General features: G+C 67.0%; 16 protein-coding genes, 1 tRNA gene and 5 pseudogenes. 13 read left to right on the forward strand and 9 right to left on the reverse strand.

All coding sequences use genetic code 11. The features are described from left to right. Window positions 1-403: 403 nt before the first annotated feature. The 4 genes and pseudogenes from F1615_RS07555 to F1615_RS07570 all read left to right on the forward strand — a co-directional run bounded on the left by F1615_RS07555 (window position 404) and on the right by F1615_RS07570 (window position 2,751). Window positions 404-604, forward strand: a complete 201-nt coding sequence (locus tag F1615_RS07555) for a hypothetical protein (protein WP_149548082.1) — start codon at window positions 404-406, stop codon at window positions 602-604. A gap of 53 nt (window positions 605-657) precedes the next feature. After that, a pseudogene (locus F1615_RS07560) lies at window positions 658-1,050 on the forward strand (tyrosine-type recombinase/integrase); the annotation flags it as partial. A 697-nt stretch (window positions 1,051-1,747) separates the two neighbouring features. Continuing rightward, on the forward strand, window positions 1,748-2,110 hold the full coding sequence (locus F1615_RS07565) for a hypothetical protein (protein WP_149548083.1): 363 nt from the start codon (window positions 1,748-1,750) through the stop codon (window positions 2,108-2,110). Between the two features lie 137 nt (window positions 2,111-2,247). Continuing rightward, window positions 2,248-2,751 carry a hypothetical protein gene (locus tag F1615_RS07570; RefSeq protein ID WP_149548084.1) on the forward strand — a complete coding sequence of 168 codons (504 nt, stop codon included), beginning with the start codon at window positions 2,248-2,250 and terminating at the stop codon, window positions 2,749-2,751. 169 nt (window positions 2,752-2,920) lie between these two features. Here the strand turns inward: F1615_RS07570 and F1615_RS07575 are convergent, their stop codons facing one another. The 5 genes and pseudogenes from F1615_RS07575 to F1615_RS07595 form a co-directional block, all read right to left on the reverse strand. Then, window positions 2,921-3,160, reverse strand: a complete 240-nt coding sequence (locus F1615_RS07575; RefSeq protein ID WP_149548085.1) for a hypothetical protein — start codon at window positions 3,158-3,160, stop codon at window positions 2,921-2,923. Window positions 3,161-3,263: 103 nt separating this feature from the next. Beyond that, window positions 3,264-4,467 (reverse strand): annotated as a pseudogene (locus tag F1615_RS07580) (IS110 family transposase). A 473-nt stretch (window positions 4,468-4,940) separates the two neighbouring features. Continuing rightward, window positions 4,941-6,161, reverse strand: a pseudogene (locus F1615_RS07585) (IS110 family transposase). A gap of 560 nt (window positions 6,162-6,721) precedes the next feature. Continuing rightward, window positions 6,722-7,501: a hypothetical protein gene (locus tag F1615_RS07590; RefSeq protein WP_149548086.1), complete on the reverse strand. Its 780-nt coding sequence runs from the start codon at window positions 7,499-7,501 to the stop codon at window positions 6,722-6,724. Further along, on the reverse strand, window positions 7,498-8,583 hold the full coding sequence (locus tag F1615_RS07595; RefSeq protein WP_149548087.1) for a DUF1152 domain-containing protein: 1,086 nt from the start codon (window positions 8,581-8,583) through the stop codon (window positions 7,498-7,500). The genes F1615_RS07590 and F1615_RS07595 overlap by 4 nt, the downstream gene beginning before the upstream one ends. A gap of 81 nt (window positions 8,584-8,664) precedes the next feature. Here F1615_RS07595 and F1615_RS07600 point away from each other — a divergent pair, with 81 nt between their 5' ends. The 3 genes from F1615_RS07600 to F1615_RS07610 all read left to right on the forward strand — a co-directional run bounded on the left by F1615_RS07600 (window position 8,665) and on the right by F1615_RS07610 (window position 10,943). Continuing rightward, window positions 8,665-9,405 (forward strand): GntR family transcriptional regulator, encoded by a 741-nt coding sequence (locus F1615_RS07600; RefSeq protein WP_149548088.1) that lies wholly within the window; start codon window positions 8,665-8,667, stop codon window positions 9,403-9,405. Between the two features lie 276 nt (window positions 9,406-9,681). After that, window positions 9,682-10,119, forward strand: a complete 438-nt coding sequence (locus F1615_RS07605; RefSeq protein WP_149548089.1) for an ATP-binding protein — start codon at window positions 9,682-9,684, stop codon at window positions 10,117-10,119. Between the two features lie 95 nt (window positions 10,120-10,214). Beyond that, a complete protein-coding gene (locus tag F1615_RS07610; protein WP_149548090.1) occupies window positions 10,215-10,943 on the forward strand; it encodes a GntR family transcriptional regulator in 729 nt (242 codons plus the stop codon). 26 nt (window positions 10,944-10,969) lie between these two features. On the opposite strand, the gene F1615_RS07615 is transcribed toward F1615_RS07610, so the two are convergent. Next, a complete protein-coding gene (locus F1615_RS07615; RefSeq protein WP_149548091.1) occupies window positions 10,970-11,380 on the reverse strand; it encodes a hypothetical protein in 411 nt (136 codons plus the stop codon). Window positions 11,381-11,545: 165 nt separating this feature from the next. Here F1615_RS07615 and F1615_RS07620 point away from each other — a divergent pair, with 165 nt between their 5' ends. The 3 genes and pseudogenes from F1615_RS07620 to F1615_RS07630 form a co-directional block, all read left to right on the forward strand. Then, on the forward strand, window positions 11,546-11,896 hold the full coding sequence (locus tag F1615_RS07620) for a hypothetical protein (protein ID WP_149548092.1): 351 nt from the start codon (window positions 11,546-11,548) through the stop codon (window positions 11,894-11,896). Window positions 11,897-11,901: 5 nt separating this feature from the next. Next, window positions 11,902-12,039: pseudogene (locus F1615_RS36145) on the forward strand (FtsK/SpoIIIE domain-containing protein); the annotation flags it as partial. Then, window positions 12,038-12,421 (forward strand): annotated as a pseudogene (locus F1615_RS07630) (tyrosine-type recombinase/integrase); the annotation flags it as partial. The pseudogenes F1615_RS36145 and F1615_RS07630, both read left to right, overlap by 2 nt. A 79-nt stretch (window positions 12,422-12,500) precedes the next feature. Here F1615_RS07630 and F1615_RS07635 read toward each other — a convergent pair. After that, a tRNA-Gly gene (locus tag F1615_RS07635) sits at window positions 12,501-12,574 on the reverse strand. A gap of 269 nt (window positions 12,575-12,843) precedes the next feature. Here F1615_RS07635 and F1615_RS35565 point away from each other — a divergent pair. The 3 genes from F1615_RS35565 to F1615_RS07645 all read left to right on the forward strand — a co-directional run bounded on the left by F1615_RS35565 (window position 12,844) and on the right by F1615_RS07645 (window position 14,161). Further along, window positions 12,844-13,002 (forward strand): hypothetical protein, encoded by a 159-nt coding sequence (locus F1615_RS35565; protein WP_167533671.1) that lies wholly within the window; start codon window positions 12,844-12,846, stop codon window positions 13,000-13,002. A gap of 89 nt (window positions 13,003-13,091) precedes the next feature. Then, window positions 13,092-13,667, forward strand: coding sequence for a dCTP deaminase (dcd, locus tag F1615_RS07640; protein WP_018547797.1), 576 nt, complete (start codon window positions 13,092-13,094; stop codon window positions 13,665-13,667). Further along, window positions 13,664-14,161 (forward strand): phosphoribosyltransferase, encoded by a 498-nt coding sequence (locus F1615_RS07645; RefSeq protein ID WP_149548093.1) that lies wholly within the window; start codon window positions 13,664-13,666, stop codon window positions 14,159-14,161. Before dcd ends, F1615_RS07645 begins: the two co-directional genes overlap by 4 nt. Before the next feature lie 87 nt (window positions 14,162-14,248). Here F1615_RS07645 and F1615_RS07650 read toward each other — a convergent pair whose 3' ends face one another. After that, window positions 14,249-15,274, reverse strand: coding sequence for a Yip1 family protein (locus F1615_RS07650; RefSeq protein ID WP_149548094.1), 1,026 nt, complete (start codon window positions 15,272-15,274; stop codon window positions 14,249-14,251). Window positions 15,275-15,404: 130 nt separating this feature from the next. Beyond that, window positions 15,405-16,880: a VCBS repeat-containing protein gene (locus tag F1615_RS07655; RefSeq protein ID WP_149548095.1), complete on the reverse strand. Its 1,476-nt coding sequence runs from the start codon at window positions 16,878-16,880 to the stop codon at window positions 15,405-15,407. Window positions 16,881-16,894: the final 14 nt, after the last annotated feature.

The following is a 16,894-nucleotide window of genomic DNA, read 5'->3' on the forward strand; positions in this document are numbered from 1 at the left end:
CTGGTCACCAACGAGCGCCCTCTCGCGGCCCCGACACGGTCCGGGGGGACGCTTGTGTATGGGCGGAGATCGTTGGGCTGCCTTTACCATAAACCCAACATGACTGTCAGCTCTATTCGTTGATCCACCCTGTGAATGACTCTTGCTGATATCGTACGAGTAGCAGGCCATTCCAGTGCGAGCCGACATGTCGCATTGGAACTGGATGATCCGTGAACCACGACCCGGACTCCTGCCTCCGCCGTCCGTCTGTGGCGCCCATTGGGCATGTCACCTGAAAACTCCTTCTCGCACGACCCTGAGTTTTACTGTCGGCGTGGATCTCAGTTCTGACCGTTTCAAGTTGCGGTCGAGCTGAGTGGATTCACCCGAGTTCGACTGCTGATCAGAAAGTGTCGACCGGGTGGATTCTCAGATCATTCTCTCTTTGCTGGCTGCTTCCGGCGTGGTGACCATCCTGTTGTTTGTTGTACGGGGAATGCTCGACCAGCTTCCAGAAGTGTTCGCGGCGTGGCAGCGTGTGAAGAAGGCTTATAGGGCGGATGCGTCGCCAGCAGTTGAGGATCGAGACGTGGAGGATCGCGAGGCGGGCATGCGGGAGTGATGAGCACGCGATCAGCCGAGCAGCTTGGAGGCGAGTTTTCTCGAAGGCTGCCCCAGCGTCGGGCCGGCCCGTTGCCCGCGCTCTACATCGCGCCGCTGCGCTGGCACCGGATGCGACAGGTGGCGGCTCGGACAAAAGCGCAGGATTCTGCCTACGTCTTCACCACCCGCACCGGTTGCCCGGTCGAACCGCGGAACGTCTACCGCTCCTTCACGCACGTCGCCCGGTCCGCCGGCCTCCGCGTGATCCGCCTGCACGATGCTCGCCACGGCACCGCGACTCTTCTTACGGCGGCCGGGGTCGCGCCCCGTGTCGTGATGGAGATCCTGGGCCACTCGCAGATCAGCATCACCATGGAGATGTACACGCACGTCGTGCAGGACACCCAGCGCGAGGCCATGAGCCACATGGATCGGCTGCTGCGGAGGCGTCCCGGTCGTCAGTGACCGCCCTCGTTGATTTCAGAAGTGGATGTCAAAGGCCCCGGACCATGATCGGTCGGGGGCCTTTTGGCTGGTGCCCCCGGCAGGATTCGAACCTGCGACACCCGCTTTAGGAGAGAGGCTGGGGCGTCGGGCCGGTGACCTGCCCCTTCGCCGACCGAGCTGGTGGGCACGGATACGCCGACCAGCCACCCTGGTTGACCGCTGCTGACCCCTGCAACTGGCACAGATGTGGCACGAGCCTAAGCCGATGGCAGTCTGCGGCGCTTCGGGTGCGCTGGGCCCGCAAGCGGAGGTACGCCTCGCTCCGTGCAACCGGTTGATCTGTAGACGGATCCAGGCGGACTTCCACCCGACAGATCTCGCACGGGCGAGCAAGGTCACTCCTGGGCTGTGAACCTGTAGCCTCTCACTTGTTGTCGGTTGAGTAATGTAGCAAGGATGCGTGGGGGATAGGGGGAATTCTGTGCCATCAGCCGCATATTTGGAGTGGGCAGGCACGAGAAGAAGGAAAATAGACGAGCTATTCTCAGTACATGCAAGCGTTGGGGGTACTGGACCCGGCAGGAGGTGGCGGACCAGTCAACTCAACTGGTCCATAACACTGCGCCTGGCTGGAGAGTTCCAGGGGTTCGCAAGAGATTTGCATGACGAGGCGTCCGATGTGTTATGTGATTCCGTAACTAAAATCGATCCTAGCTTGTCTGTGGTGCTGCGGAGTGGCCTGTCGCGAGCGCGTAAACTGGATAAGGGAAATGCCCAACCCGCTGCACTTGGTAACGATTTCTCGTACCTAGGTCTGTCGCTTTGGCCAGCGCTCAAGAGGGCTAACATTAAAGCCGCTAAGTGGAATGATGAGCTTGAGTCGCTCAATATAGCCCGTAATGCAATTGCTCATGACGATCAAGACGAGTTCCTGAAGCTTCAGCAGCGCAATAGGTATCCGATCACATTGGATGTCATTAAGCGATGGTCTCGCGCTTTGGATGGTCTGGCGATGACGATGGACGCTGTGGTGGGAGACTATCTGGCGGGGTTTCTCGGTGGTCAGCGACCGTGGTGAGGAGAATGATGGACATCCCGGAGCCTGGCGCGGAAGTGCAGGTGCCATGGGGGCTTGACATGCTGCTTGGAACTGTCCAGCGGACCTATGACACGGGGCGAGGGCCGCAAGCAGTCGTTCGAGTCCACGTTCCTGGCGTGAGCGGTTCCAGTGTTGATGACGTAACTGTGACGCTACCCGTTAGTGCGCTGGAGCCGGTTCCGGAGTCTGGTGGCCCAGAGGAGGCTGCTGGATCATGGGTTAGCGGACTCGCTTACGAGCGCCAAGTGATTCCGCAGCTAGAGACTATCCTGATGAAAATTGATCCCACAGGGAAAACGCGTGTCGCCATTGAAGCGCTGGATCCAGGACATGATTTCTATGTGTATCGGGCGCTACCTCGATCGTCGGCGATCAATATTCTTTGCTTCGGGGTAATTAAGTACACTCAAAGAAGCACCTTCCCGATAAGTCGCATACAGGAAGACTTGCGCAAATTTCGCGGAATGGACAAGCCGTTGCTGCTTATCGCGAATGCGGATGTGACGCAGCAAGGTAAGAAGGTTCTTGCGTCTAGTGACCTCAGGGTAGTTTGGCAAAAATGGCGTACTGAAAGTGACAACTCGGAACTTGAGGCGGCGCTGGCGAGTTTGCTTCGGTAATGTCCTGGTCAGCGGATTTCCAAGGGCGGTCCGCAGCTGTCCGGCACAGTCACATACCTAGCTTTCACGGCGACCCCGTCGCCGCGTAGTGACCACCGGTCATGAGAACGAGTGAGGTCGGTGGAGTCTTAATGGCCGAGTCAAGGCCTCTCCTGGGGCGCTGTCACTGTCAGGCGTCGTGGTCGGCGGCCTCTTCGAGCAGGTCCATGGCGTGGTTGTGGAAGCGGCGTTCGGCGTCGCGGCACGGGGCGTTGAAGAAGGCTCGTTGAGCTTCGGCAAGATCGCAGTGCAGCAGGCCCATGGTCACGAAGACGGCTTCCACTCCGTGACACCCGTTGTCCTTGAGGAACTGCTGGAGTGCGTCCGTGTCGCCGGTTGCCTCCCAGACGGGCCGGGCGGTTTCCTGCATGGCAGCGATGCGCGCTGGTCGTTCTGCGTCGAAGCCCACTGGGGTCCGCCTCTCTGGTTTGGCCCGCAGGCTATCGCCAGGTAAGCAGGGTGCGCTGGCCTGTTTAGGCGGCTTGGGCGACGGGTGGATGGAGGGTGAAAGGCCTGTTGTCACGCAAGAGCGCCCACAGGACGTCGGCACGTCGGCGAGCGAGGGCGATGACGGCCTGGACGTGCTTGCAGCCCTCGGCTCGCTTCTTCACGTAGTAATCGCGGTTGGGGCCTTCGCGGATGATGCTGGTCTGGGCGGACAGATAGAAGACGCGGCGGAGGCGTCGGCTGTATCGCTTGGGGCGGTGGAAGTTACCGGTGCGGCGTCCGGAGTCGCGGGGGACGGGGACAAGGCCGGCGGCGGAGGCGAGGTGGCCCGCGTTGGCGTACGTGCCCAGGTCACCGGCTGCGACGATGAACTCGGATCCCCAGGATGGGGCCCATGCCCGGCAGGGACTCGATGATGTGGGCCTGGGGGTGAGTGCGGAAGGTCTGCCGGATCTGCTGGTCGATGTGCTTGAGCCGGTCGTCCAGGGCGAGGATCTGTGTGGCGATCTCCGCGACGATGCCGGCGGCGACATCTTGGCCCGGCAGCGTGGTGTGCTGAGTCCTGGCGGCTTGCAGTGCGGTGGTGGCGATTGCGTCGGGGTTGCGGACGTTGCGTCCCTTGAGCCAGGCGGTGAGGCGGGCTTGGCCGTGGCGGCGTATGGCTGCCGGGGTCTGGTGGCGGGTGAGCAGGATGAGCGCGCCCTTGTGGTCGGCGTAGTCGAAGGCCCGTTCCAGGGCGGGGAAGATCCCGGTGAGCATGTCGCGGAGCCGGTTGAGCATGCGGACGCGGTCGGCGATCAGGTCGGTGCGGTGGGCGGTCAGCAAAGCCAGATCGGCTGCCAGCTGGGCGGGGACATCGATGGAGGTGAAGTCCCGCCGCAGGCGTGCGGTTTCTGCGATCACGTAGGCGTCCCGGGCGTCGGTCTTGGCTTCACCGCGGTAGGAGCCGGACATCCGGTTGACCGTCCGGCCGGGGACATAGAGAGCCTGTTGGCCGTGGGCGGCGAGCAAGGCCAGTAACAGTGCGGACGCGGTGCCGGCGATGTCAACGGCCCAGTGGACCTGGTCGGCAAGGGCGAGGATCTCGCCGAGGGCGGTCAGAATCGCGCTCTCGTCGTTGGGGACCTTCTTGCTCCAGATCGTTGTCCCGGTTTCGTCGACTGCGGTGAGCCAGTGATGGGCTTTACCGGCGTCGATTCCGACCCAGAGGCGGGTGAGCTGCTTGGCCATGTGCGTCTCCTCGGTTCTGGCAGCATGCCGTTCGGCCCGAGGAACACCCGCCGTCAGCTCCGTAAAAAGCGATCGATGCGCAGATCTCAATCAGCGGCCAGGCGTCCCGAAGAGCGGGGCGGCCACTCCACCGGAGCCACTTGGGCAAGCGACTTTAGAGCCACACCCCACTCTTCCGGACCGCCAAACAACTTACGGAGCGGCTTTGGGGTGGCGCTGCTTTGGCGCGAGTGATCATGGCCCCGTAAGCTTCCGGCGCGTCGGGCAGTCTGTGGACCTGCCCGGTAAAGCACGACGTTGGGGCCATGATCTGCGAGGCTCGCGCCAAAGTGGCTCCGTAAAGCCGCGTAGCCGACCGCCCCAGCCACGACGTACCTCTTCTCTGGCATCAGACGGCTGATTGCTGTGTGCGCGGCGCGGGCGTCGGCCGGGCTGGTGCGGGGCGGAGACAGACATCCGATGCGGTTGATCAGTCAAGCGGTGTTGGGGAAGGCGGTCTCCTCGTCGTAGGGGATGTGGTGGGTGAGGCAGTGGTGCAGGCATCCGAGTAGGCGGTTGAAGAGGTTGCGTTGGGCTGCGACGTGTCGGTCTTCGGCTGTGCGGCGGCGGTCGTAGTGGGCTCGTGCTCCGGGGGATGCGGTGAGGGCGGCGAAGGCCCAGATGTAGCCGGCCGAGGCGAGACGCTGGTTCTTGATGTGCCTGGCCAGGACGGTGGTCTTGCGTCCGGAGGATCTGGTGATGGGGGCGGATCCGGCGTAGGCCTTCAGGGCGCGTGGGCTGGTGAAGCGGGTGTGGTCGTCGCCGAGTTCGGCCAGGACGCGGGCTCCGGTCAGAGCGCCAAGGCCCGGGAAGCTGGTGATGATCTCAGCGTCCTCATGGGTGGCGAACGCCGTGGTGGTGGCTGCTTCCAGGTCGTCGGCGCTGGCGCAGGCCGCGTCGAATTGCTTCAGCAGAGCCAGCGTCTTGGTGCCCATGGCCTGCTCGATCAGGGGTGGTTGATGCATTTGTGGTTCGCGGAGCAGGGCATGGAGACGTTCGACTTCTCCGGTGATCTCGCGTTGGCGTCCGGCCTTCTTCAGGATCGCTCGCAACTGCGGGCGGGTGAGCTGGGCGGCCTGGGTGGGGGTGGGGGCTGCGGCGAGCAGGGTGCGGGTGACGGGTGAGGCGAGGCCTTCGCGGAAGTGGCGGAAGACGGGTAGGAAGCCGGGGAAGTACTCGCGCAGGTGGGAGCGCAGCCGGTTACCGGTTTGGACGCGGTCCCAGACGGCGTCCTGGTGGGCTCGGGCCAGGACGGTGATGGCCTGGGCGAGGTGGCTGTTCGCGGGCAGGGGGCGGTGTTCGGCGGGGTCGGTGCGCAAGATGTGGGCCAGGACCTTGGCGTCGAGGTGGTCGGACTTCTTGCGGCTGAGGGCGTAGCGGTCGCGGTAGCGGGCCGCGGTGAGCGGGTTGATCACGTAGATGGGTCTGCCGGTGGCGCGTAAGCAGGCGACGAGGAGTCCGTGGGAGGTTTCGATGGCGACCGGGATCGGGTGATCTGGGCTGTCGCCGTGCTGGGCCAGCAGCTGCAGGAGCTGGTTCAGGCCCTACGGGGTGTCGTCGATGCGGAGCTTGTCCAGGAGGGTGCCGGCCTCGTCGAGCAGTGCGATGTCGTGGTGGTCGGTGGCCCAGTCGATGCCGCAGAACACGCTGGTCATAGGGGTGTCCTCGGGTGGGTGGCGGTGGTGTGAGGGTCGTCGCCGTGGCGGGGTTGCGCGTCTCCCTAATGGCAGGGCTCGGGGCCCGTCATCCGATTAGCCGTTCGCAATCCCAGCGGTCGCCAGGGGTCTCGGTCAGCTGCGGAACTGGGGCGTTCGCCGAGCGGTGAGAGGTGTTCCCTGGCGGCGGCTTGGACCACGAGAGTCCACGATGCCGCTGATTGTGTGCGAGCGGGGGTGGTGGGGCCGGTCCGCGCGGGACGAAGGCATGAGCGCGGGCCGGCCCCACCACCCCCGGCGCTGCTTCACTGGGCGGGCAGGCATGTGAGGGCCGGCTCTGTCTTGAGAGGTCAGGCCTCAGGAGCGGCTACGGATCACCACATGCCGACCCGCCCAAAGACCCCGGACGGAAAACCGCCCAGCGTCTTACCGCGCCATTAGGAGCGCAGGCCCGGCCGGGGGCCGGGTCGCGTGCGGGGAGCGGAGCGAGCCGCCTTGAACCCGTAAAAAAGGTTGTTACTCAGCGGGTAGTTGCGCTTGGCGATCTTGGGAGCATCAGGTCAGAACGGCGGTTCTTCGGTGAAGCCTTCGCTCGGGCCTGCACGCCACGGGGAGCTGTCCGGCGACATGTCGGTGTCGCAGAAGAGGAAGGCGTTCAGCTGGCCTTCGATGCCTGAGGAGTCCTCGCCCCAAGCGTCGAGGGCATCGATGGCCCGCTCACGGTGCTGCCACAACTCATTGGTGCCGAGTACCTGACGGACCAAAGGGGCCAGTGTTGCTCGGTGGTGAAGCAGCAGGGGATCGTCCAGAAGTGGGATGCATGCTGCGATCGCTGCTTCGCGTACGTGGCGGTCGTCGTCATCGGCGTACGTGAAGGCGGCCGTGAACAGCAGCGGTCGGATCCTTCGTATGGCGATGGCTGGCGGATAGCTGTCGAGAGAGAGCCCGTTTCGTCGACGGACGGCATCGGATGCGTCCGTGACCTCGTTGGCAACCGAAGCGATCCAAGCCAGTAGTTCGGCGCGCATGTTGCCGGGGAAGTCCTGACGACTCTTCTCGACCGTGTGCGTCGTTCTCAGGTCGGGCAGGATCGCGGCCACGTACAGGGCTGTGGGGGCTGTCGCCTCGTAGAGCGTGTTCTGGTGGTGCAGGACGCCGTGGAGATCGTCCAGCGCCTTGGTTCTCACGGCCTGGTCCGGATCCAGGAGCGCGACCAGTATTCCGGGTGCGTCCGCGGCAGACCCGTAGGCATGCTCCAACCTCGCCCAGTCGGTTCGGGTGAGTGTTTCCTGCGGATCAGGAAGACTCGCGAGAAGCGGTGGCTCGTCGGCGCCCCTCATGCGATTCGCCATACGGGTGCCGCGTACTGCTCCGGTCGGCTCTCGATGAGAAGCCGGCGCAGGTCATCGCGCTGTGAGCCGTTGAGGTTCAGGACCTCTGCGAGGTGGCGGAACGTCGTGTGAGTGACTCCGCGGCTTCGGGCCTCCGCCTCGAACTGGGCGAGTTGGGGGAGCACCGACTCGGCGTCGAGCTTCGCCGGGCGCTGTTCCTTCAGCCAGAGGGCCTTGTTGCGCTCGTAGTCGATTTCGGAGAAGCCGCAGATCTCACGGCTCAGTGCCTCCGCCTCGTCCAGGGTGGTGGTCGACATGAGGGCGCGGGACAGCTCGTTGCGGCTGACTGCCTCGTCCAGGTCGACCTCGTGGAGCGTCGGGCTCTCGTCGGTGAGGGGGACGGGCAGGCCGGCGTCTCGGACTTCGCAGGTGCCGCGTATGCCTCGGGCTGCCGCTGCGAGCATGCCGGTGGCCTCTGAGGGGTGCCACTCCAGGACCTGGCTGATCGGTTCCGTGTCCGTGGCGGTGAAGGTGTGGACGAGGGGACCGAGTATGCCTCGCAGGTCCTCGTGCGACAGCTCGCCATCCAGGCCTGGACCTGCGACCAATAGGCGAACGGGGGCGTCGACCTGGCAGCACGCCGCCAGCGTCAGGGAGTCGGCGAGCGGGCTCTTCAGCGTCGGTTCGTCGCCTCGGGCCAGTACGTCGCCGCCGATGTCGAGGAGATCGATCGACGTCGGCCTGAGGTGGGTGACCAGGTCTTCGAGTTGGCGCGTGATGCCCTCGGCGCCGTGCCGCGGGTCGATCAGTGCGATGGTGTGCGGGAGTTCCGCCGCGAGTCGGGGGAGGGTGGAACCTGCCGGTGCGATGGGGCGGGCCTGCGCCGGCACTTTCCGGACGGCCGGGGTGAGCGGTTCGAGGCCGGTGAAGTCGTCGGTTCCTCGGGGGCCCGGTACCGGGTCGATCAGCAAGCGGTCCCACGCGTACGTGAGGATCACCGCCTGGTCGCCGTCCCCGTACAGGGCGGCGTGAAGCATTGCGGCGGCGACAGCGTCGCCCCCTCCTCCTGCTGCGACGATCAACCGCGTCATGGGCCCAAGACTACGGGCTGGGCCCTTGACCGGTCGCCCTATAGTGGCCAGAGGCTATAGCCACTTGGACGAGGAGGGGGCATGCCCCAGATCGAGGAAGCTCAGCCGAAGTATCTCCAGATCGCGCACTTCATCCGCGACCAGATCCTTCGGGGCGACCTGCGGCCCGGGGACGAGGTTCCCTCGGAACGGCAGCTGGCGGCTGACTGGAACGTGTCCCGGCCGACTGCGGCACGGTCGCTGGAGGCCCTGAGCCATCAAGGGCTCGTCGAGAAGCGGCAGGGGTCCGGCACGTACGTGCGGAGCCTCGAAGTGAACCGGCGGGCGCGAGAGTTGTACGGGCGGGCCCGGCAGACCGGCAAGATCTACACGCCCGGCGAGTACGCGGTGATCAGGTCGGCCGGATGGCTGGATGCGCCGGACCACGTCGCTATGGCGTTGGGCCTGGTGAAGGACCGCCGTGCCGTGCACCGCCGGCGGGTCACCAACAACCAGGACGGGCCCATCACGCTGTCCACTTCATGGTTCGCGCCGGACGTCGGGCGGAAGGCGCCCAAGCTGTTGGAGCCGGAGCGGATCCAGCAGGGCACCCTGATGTACGTCGAGAACATGACGGGACGGCAGGGGAGTTACGCCGAAGACCGCATGTGCGCCCGGCAGGCGACCGAGGAGGAGGCGGCAGACCTCCAGCTTGATCAGGGGTCGGCCGTGCTGATCGTGCATCACGTCGTCTTCGACCTCCAGGACCGGCCGTTGGAGTTCGCCGAAGCCACCTACCCGCCGCAGCGCTGGGCGTTCGAACAGGGATACCCGCTCACCTGACAGAGCGTCACTTCGGGGAACCGCTTGCGCGCCCCAAGTGGCTAATGCCACCATCCAGTAAGTGGCTAAGGCCACTTGATGGGAAGGGGGCACGGAGTGACGAGTCAGCAGCGGCGTCAGGGAGCGCACTTACCTTGCCGGGGTTGCCGGGGACGGGGCTGGAAGCGTGTCAGCTCGCGTACGTCCCTGGCGCTCGCCGCCACTGCCGACCGCGCCCGCGCCACATCTAAGCGGCGCTGCCTCGACTGCGACGGCAGCGGCAAGGAGTGAGGGCGGATGGCGTACACGATCGACCGCTACCCCTGCGAGGAGTCACCGCGTCTCGGTGCGATGACCCTGCAGCCGACCCCGGAGTCCGTACCCCGGGCCCGGCGATGGTTTCGCAAGTTCATCGCCCCATACAACCCGGCATGCTCGGTCGACGACTGCGTGTTGATGATCTCGGAACTGGTCACCAATGCCATCCGGTATGGACGGGCGGATGAACCGTGGCTCGTGCGGGTGGAGTGGTTCCGTGAGGAGACCTCGCTTCGGGTCGACGTCCACAACCCCGGCTTTCCCGCGGGCGTGAGGCTTCGGCGTCCGGACGCCAACGACGCGCACGGGCGCGGGCTGCTTCTCGTCGACTCGATCGCCGCGTCGTGGCACTCCGGGCCCAGTCGCTTCGGTGGGACGGTGGTCTCCTTCGTGGTCGCCGATGCCTGGCCGTCGTGAGGAGGGGAACATCTTCCGTCGGTACTGCGCCGGCGGATTCGTCGCTAGTCTGGTTGACCAGTTGACTTAGCCAATCTCGACAGGCGGCGGCGTTCATGGCGTATGAAGTGGAGGCACCGAAGTATGTCCGCCTCGCTCAGACCATTCAGCAGCGCATCGAGGACGGCACGTATCCGCCCGGCACCCGCGTGCCCAGTGAGAACCAACTGGTGCAGTCCTTCGGGATGTCCCGCCCGACCGTCGTCCGGGCGCTGGAGCTGCTGAAGCGTGACGGCTGGCTCGAATCCCGGCAGGGGTACGGCACGATCGTGCGCGGGCGTCCGGCGGGGGTCGATCAGAAAGACCGCCGGGGGAGTGAAGCGCTCGCGCGTGACGAGTCCCGGACCGCGGGGCGGCTCGTCGAAGTCGGCCGGGTCTCCATTCCGGCGCGCGTCGCCTCCGCGCTCGGGCTGCCGAAGCGGGCGAAGGTCCTCATGCGCCGGTTCCTGGTCGAGGAGGACGGCGAACCCGTCGAGCTGGTCTCCTCCTACTTCCCCGCCGGCCTGGTCGACGGCACCGAGCTGGAGAGCGCCGACCCCTTGAGCGGCGGTACCCGTGCTCACCTCGAGTCGCGGAAGAAGGTCCGCTTCGACCACGTGACGGAACGGGTCTCGGCTCGACTGCCTGAACGCGAGGAAGCGGAGCTTCTGGAGCTTCCGGAGGGTGTGCCCGTGCTCAGCGTCCTGGTCGTCGCGTGCGACGCCTCCGGGCAGGTGCTGCAAGTCTCTGACGTGCTGCTGCCAGCCGATCGGCAGGAACTCGAAGACACGTACCGACTCAGCTGAACCCGATGGCGCTGCCGTGGCCGGCCTCAAGCGCGATGGCTGGCGAGCCGGTAGATCAGGTACGTGAAGCCGAGGATGACGTCGACCGCTGCCCACAAGCCGATGACGAGTCCCACGCCGATGGTGGTTCCGACGTCGTTCGCGTCCTCGCACAGCTTCAGGCCGTCGCCTGTCAGGCTCCGGCACTCATCGGGTGTACCGCTGCCACTCGCGGCACCCGCTATCACCCAGATTAAGAACAAGATTTGGACGGCCAGAAAGAACCACAGGAAGACTCGACGGCGCTTCTTCGGCTTGGGAGTTGTCCCGTCCTGTTGGTGGCCGTTTGGCGGAGGCCCCTGCGGCGGCGCCGACCAGGCGTCCGGCGGTGGGGTTCGTCCTTGCGAGTTGCGTGGACCCCATGACTGCGGTTCTTGAGCGCGGTCTCGTTTGCCCATGTCGCGCCCTCCTTGCTGCTGGCTTCATGGTGCGCTTGCCGCGCCGGTCGCGCTCGGCGGCGACCATCGAAAGCGGCTTGACAAGTCAACTTGGCATCCCTAACTCCGGGCTTGCCCAGTCAACTTGTCAGGTGCGAGTTGATCGACTCAGAAGGAGCAACCTCTGTGCGTGTGATCCGCGTTGACGCCTCGACCGCCACGATCCTGCTCACCGAAGCGCCGGCGCCGAAGGTGCGCGACCGGCAGACCGGCGAGATCGCCAAGGACGCCGTGAGCGGTGAGGCGCTGATGACCATCGGCGTCGTCTACATCGACGAGGGTGAGTCGTCGCTGATCCAGGTCACCATCCCCGAGAGCGGTGTGACGGACGGCCTGACCGTCGGCGCCCCGGTCTCCCTCCCCGGCCTCGTCGCCCGGCCCTGGCAGAGCGTGTTCAACGGGCGGGAGCGGCACGGCATCGCCTACCGCGCCACGGCCGTCATGCCCGGCGCGTTACAGATGGCTCAGGCGGGCTGATCGACGTGACCGACCTGGTGACGTTGGCCGAGCTGGGCGGACCGCTCGCTGCGATAGGCGGCGCGGCCTACGCCCGGCACGCCCACCCGGCGGCGTACTGGTCCACGGTCGGGCTGCCGCTCTCGGTGGCCCGGCTGCTGGCTGAGGCGACACCTCGACTGGTTCGCCGAGAAGGGCCCGGACGGGTTGGTCTTCGTGGGGGAGAAGGGCGCGGCCTTCCGGCGTACGACCTTCGGGCGGAAGTGGCGGCGGGCCCGTGAGGTCGCCGGTCTCCCGGACGGCTTCCGCTTCTACGACCTCCGTCACACCGGACACACCCTGTCCACCCGCTCGGGCGCCACCCTCCGGGACACGATGGTGCGCGCCGGCCAGTCCTCCGAGAAGGCGGCGCTGATCTACCAACACTCCGACGAGGAACGGCAGCGGGAGGTCGCCGCCGGACTGGACGACCTCGTACGCGCCGAGCGTGCGAAGCACCACACCGACGACCGTGCGCACCACAGGGAGGAGCCGTCGGCGGGCTAATGGTGCGGTTGTGGTGCGGCACCCGCTCACCGGTCCGGACAACAAAGAACCCCCGGGTCAATGACCTGGGGGTTTCGCATGGAGCGGGTGACGAGAATCGAACTCGCGCTCTCAGCTTGGGAAGCTGATGTTCTACCATTAAACTACACCCGCGTAAGATCCAGACCCCGTTGCGTGAACGGTGTCCGGACGCCCGCTCACTCTACCCCATGCCAGGCCCCCGGTGTTCAGGACCCGGAGGCCTGACTGTGTTTCAGGGTGTGGATGTGACTGCGGAGGGCAGACGTTGGGGCGTACCGTGGCGCGGGTCGGGCGAGTGCGGGGTGCCGCCTGGAGGGTCGTTCCTTTGATCCCGTAACGTGGCTTTTGTCGTCAGGGCAGCAAGCCAGACGCGGCTCTTGGGGAAGGGACTCTTGGACTTGATGGAGCGCACCGTCGTCCGCTGTGCCGATGGGCACGTGTTCACCGCCGCCTCGTTCCCGATGCAGCAGGCCGAGCGACTCGGCCCCGGCCGGCTTCTGCGGTGTCCGCGCTGTGCGCGGCTCCGCAGCGTCGTGCCGGTGACCCTGCTGAAGCGGTAGCGGGGAGAGACGGGAAAGAAAGACACAGGGCGTGGGCGCGCGGGGCGGCCGGTTGTGGGCGTTCCGCGCGCCTTGCGTATTCTCGGGGCGTGCTTCTCTCAGACAAGGACATCCGGGCCGAGATCGACGCCGGGCGGGTGCGGATCGATCCCTACGACGAATCCATGGTGCAGCCGTCCAGCATCGACGTACGCCTCGACCGCTACTTCCGGGTGTTCGAGAATCACCGGTACCCCCACATCGACCCGTCCGTCGAGCAGACGGATCTGACCCGGCTCGTGGAGCCGGAGGGGGACGAACCGTTCATCCTGCACCCCGGTGAGTTCGTGCTGGCCAGCACGTACGAGGTCATCACACTCCCCGACGACCTGGCCTCGCGGCTGGAGGGCAAGAGCTCGCTCGGGCGGCTGGGGCTGGTCACCCACTCCACCGCCGGGTTCATCGACCCCGGCTTCTCCGGGCACGTGACCCTGGAGCTCAGCAACCTCGCGACGCTCCCGATCAAGCTGTGGCCCGGGATGAAGATCGGGCAGCTGTGCATGTTCCGGCTCAGCTCGCCGGCCGAGCACCCGTACGGCAGTGAGCGGTACGGCTCCCGGTACCAGGGGCAGCGGGGGCCGACGGCCTCCCGGTCGTACCTGAACTTCCACCGGACCCAGGTGTGAGCGGCGTGCGCGAGAACCTCACGTACGAGCGGTTCGGCGTCGCGGTCCGCGAGCTCGCCCAGACCATCGCCGACGACGGGTACCGGCCCGACGTGGTGCTGAGCATCGCGCGCGGCGGTGTCTTCGTCGCCGGCGGGCTCGCCTACGCCCTCGACTGCAAGAACATCCACCTGGTCAACGTCGAGTTCTACACCGGCGTCGGGACGACCCTCGAGATGCCGGTCATGCTCGCGCCCGTGCCCAGCGCCATCGACTTCACCGACAAGAAGGTGCTGATCGCGGACGACGTCGCCGACACCGGCAAGACGCTCAAGCTGGTGCGCGACTTCTGCCTCGACGCCGTCGCCGAGGTGCGCAGCGCCGTCGTCTACGAGAAGACGCAGTCACTGGTGAAGTGCGAGTACGTCTGGAAGCGGACCGACGAGTGGATCAACTTCCCCTGGTCCGTTCAGCCGCCGGTGGTCCGGCGGGACGGTCAGGTCCTGGACGCCTAGGGCGACAGGGCGACAGAGCGACAGGGCGACAGAGCGGAAAGAGGAAGAGGGGCTCCCGTCGGGAGCCCCTCTCCTCGTGGCCGTGGGTCAGAACGTGCCCAGCTTCACGATCGACAGCAGCGCGATCAGCTGGATCGCCGACGCGCCCAGGGCCTTCGGCCAGGGCAGGTCGTGGGAGCGGCTGACCATGACCGTGAGCAGGGCGCCGGCCGCCACCCAGGTGGCCCAGCCGAGGAGCTGGACGAAGGTGGCGTCGCCGCCGGCGAACATGGCGAAGACCAGGCGGGGCGCGTCCGTGAGGGACGTGATCAGCATGGAGAGGCCGACCGTGGGCTGCCACGCGCCGTCGCCGCCGAGCTGGCGGGCCAGGGTGTGGGTGACCACGCCCAGGACGAACGAGCTGAGCACCATCGCGACGGCCGTCGTCAGGACGATGGGGACCGCGTTCGACAGCGTGGCGCTGATGGCGTCCTCGCGGGCGCCGTCGAAGCCGAAGACGGCGAGCAGGCCGTAGAGGAAGGTGACGACGAGGGCGGGGCCCCACATCGTGTAGTCGCGCATCTGGAGGAACGTCCGCGCGGGCGCCAGGACGATGCCCTTCAGCAGGTCCTTCCAGTGCAGCCGGGGGCCGACCGGTCCGGGCGGCGGGGCCGAGCCGGCGCGGTAGGTGTCGCCCTGGGTGTAGGGGTCGTCGTTGATCGAGAAGGCCTGGGTGTGGCCCGGGTTGTTCGCCGCGTACGGGTCGTGCGGGCCGCCATGGGAGCCGTGGGGGTGCGTGCCGTCGCCGAAGTACTCGGGTTCGCCGTGACGCCCCGGCCCTCCGTGTCCGCCGTGGCCCGGGTGTCCGCCGTTCGCGTGCGGCCATGGCCCGCCGCCGCTGCCGTGCGACGGCTGCTGCGGGTACGGCTGCGGCGCCTGCGGGTAGCCGTACGACGGCCCCTGCGGCGTCTGCTGTCCGTACGGGGGTTGTTGCGGTCGCGCGTGAGGAGCGCCGTTGTTGTTCCGGCCGCGTCCGATCCTGAATCCAGCCACGTCTTCGAACGTACCTGGTCCCCGGCGGCCGCGTGCCGGACCCCGGCTTCCGGGCAGGGCATTGCGGCCGAGCTGTGACATCCCCTAAGGGGCCGTCAGCCCCGGGGTCCGTCCTGCGGAGGGCCGCGGGGCGGCCCGGTCCTACGGGAGACGGAGACACGCGGCCGGGCCCGCGGTGGTGTGCGGGCCCGGCGCGGGGGACGTGCCCCGGTCAGTCGGCGAAGTTGGAGCCGAAGTACGGGGTGCCCGCGGTGGAGACGCCCGACGTGCTCGCGGAGATGAAGCGGGAGCCGCTCGTGGTGATCTTCTGGCCGTTGGACAACAGCTGGACGATCGCGCCGTCGCCCTTGTCCTCGGCGGAGCCGACGATCAGGTCGGCCTTGCCGTCGCCGGTGACGTCGTCGAGCTTGACGTCCAGGCCGAAGGCGTCGTTGTCCTCGTTGCCGCCCGGGACGCCCGTGGTGTTCTGGTGGAACGACTGGGCGCCGGAGGCGGTGTTCAGGCCGTCAGCGGTGCCGTAGAGGACGATGACCATGCCGGTGTCGGCCTCGGAGCCGAGGTTCTCGCCGGCGACGCCGATGGCGAGGTCGAGGAAACCGTCGCCGTTGACGTCGCCGAGGTCGAGCTCGTAGCCGAAGTAGTCGTTGCTCTCGGACCCGCCGGGCACGTTGCCGGTGTCCTGGGTGATGCCGGTGGCGGAGCCGGTGAGCGGGCCGGTGGCCGAGCCCTGGGTGACCCAGACCTTGCCGCCCTTGGCGGAGTCGGGGATCGGCGTGCCGTCGTCGAGCGTGGCGTCCCACTGGGCGCCGCTGACGATGTCGCCGAAACCGTCGTTGTCGATGTCGCCGATCGCGGTGATGACGCCGGGCTTGAGGGACTTGGCCGCGGAGGCCTGCAGACCGCTCGGGGAACCGGGGATGAAGTAGTTGCGGTTCCAGCCGTACTGGGAGGTGGTCTCGTAGCCGTCGACCACCAGGTCGGTCGCGCCGCCGTTGACGTCCCCGGCGGTCAGGTTCACCGGGCCGTCCGCCTCGCCGCCCAGGATCGGCGGCTTGATGGTGTAGCGGCCGCCGGGCGTGCCGGCGGTGGTGAAGCCGCCCTTGTAGATGTGCAGGGTGGCCTGGTCGCTGCCGACGGCCAGGTCGGCCCTGCCGTCGCCGTCGAAGTCGCCGGCGGCGAGGTTCTTGCCCCACAGGTCGTGGGAGGAGGGGGCCGGGTCGGGGACGGTGACGCCCTTGCCGGTGAGGCCGGAGGCCGATCCCCACAGGATGGTGAGGAGGCCGCCGTCCTTGTCGCTGCCGAGGTCCTCGTACGGGGCGGAGACGGCGACGTCGTCGTAGCCGTCGCCGTTGAAGTCGGCGTACGCGTGGTCGTAGCCGAAGTTGTCCCCGGCCTCGGCGCCGCCGGGGACGCCGGGGGAGTCCTGGCTGAGGGTGTGGCGCTTGGCGGACGACACACCGGTGGAGGTGCCGTAGAGGACGACGAACTGTCCGGCCTGGGCCTTGCCGGCGACGTAGGCGCCCGTGACGGAGGTGGCCACGTCGCCGCGGCCGTCGCCGTTGAAGTCGGCCATGGCGACGTGCGTGGAGTCGGCGGCCGTCGCGGGTGACGCGACGAAGGTGAGCAGACCGCCCGTGAGCGCGACGGCGGTGGCCGAGGCGAGGGCGAGTCTCGTGTGTCGGTGCATGCGGGTTCTCCTGC

Source organism: Streptomyces marokkonensis (assembly GCF_008312835.1).
Lineage (GTDB): Bacteria > Actinomycetota > Actinomycetes > Streptomycetales > Streptomycetaceae > Streptomyces > Streptomyces marokkonensis_A.

Excerpts from the sequence above, each read along its gene's own strand:
- F1615_RS07575 (WP_149548085.1), bottom strand. The coding sequence starts at position 3,160 with ATGCAGGAAACCGCCCGGCCCGTCTGGGAGGCAACCGGCGACACGGAC.
- F1615_RS07590 (WP_149548086.1), bottom strand. The coding sequence starts at position 7,501 with ATGAGGGGCGCCGACGAGCCACCGCTTCTCGCGAGTCTTCCTGATCCG.
- F1615_RS07595 (WP_149548087.1), bottom strand. The coding sequence starts at position 8,583 with ATGACGCGGTTGATCGTCGCAGCAGGAGGAGGGGGCGACGCTGTCGCC.
- F1615_RS07600 (WP_149548088.1), top strand. The coding sequence starts at position 8,665 with ATGCCCCAGATCGAGGAAGCTCAGCCGAAGTATCTCCAGATCGCGCAC.
- F1615_RS07605 (WP_149548089.1), top strand. The coding sequence starts at position 9,682 with ATGGCGTACACGATCGACCGCTACCCCTGCGAGGAGTCACCGCGTCTC.
- F1615_RS07610 (WP_149548090.1), top strand. The coding sequence starts at position 10,215 with ATGGCGTATGAAGTGGAGGCACCGAAGTATGTCCGCCTCGCTCAGACC.
- F1615_RS07615 (WP_149548091.1), bottom strand. The coding sequence starts at position 11,380 with ATGGGCAAACGAGACCGCGCTCAAGAACCGCAGTCATGGGGTCCACGC.
- F1615_RS35565 (WP_167533671.1), top strand. The coding sequence starts at position 12,844 with ATGGAGCGCACCGTCGTCCGCTGTGCCGATGGGCACGTGTTCACCGCC.
- F1615_RS07650 (WP_149548094.1), bottom strand. The coding sequence starts at position 15,274 with ATGTCACAGCTCGGCCGCAATGCCCTGCCCGGAAGCCGGGGTCCGGCA.
- F1615_RS07655 (WP_149548095.1), bottom strand. The coding sequence starts at position 16,880 with ATGCACCGACACACGAGACTCGCCCTCGCCTCGGCCACCGCCGTCGCG.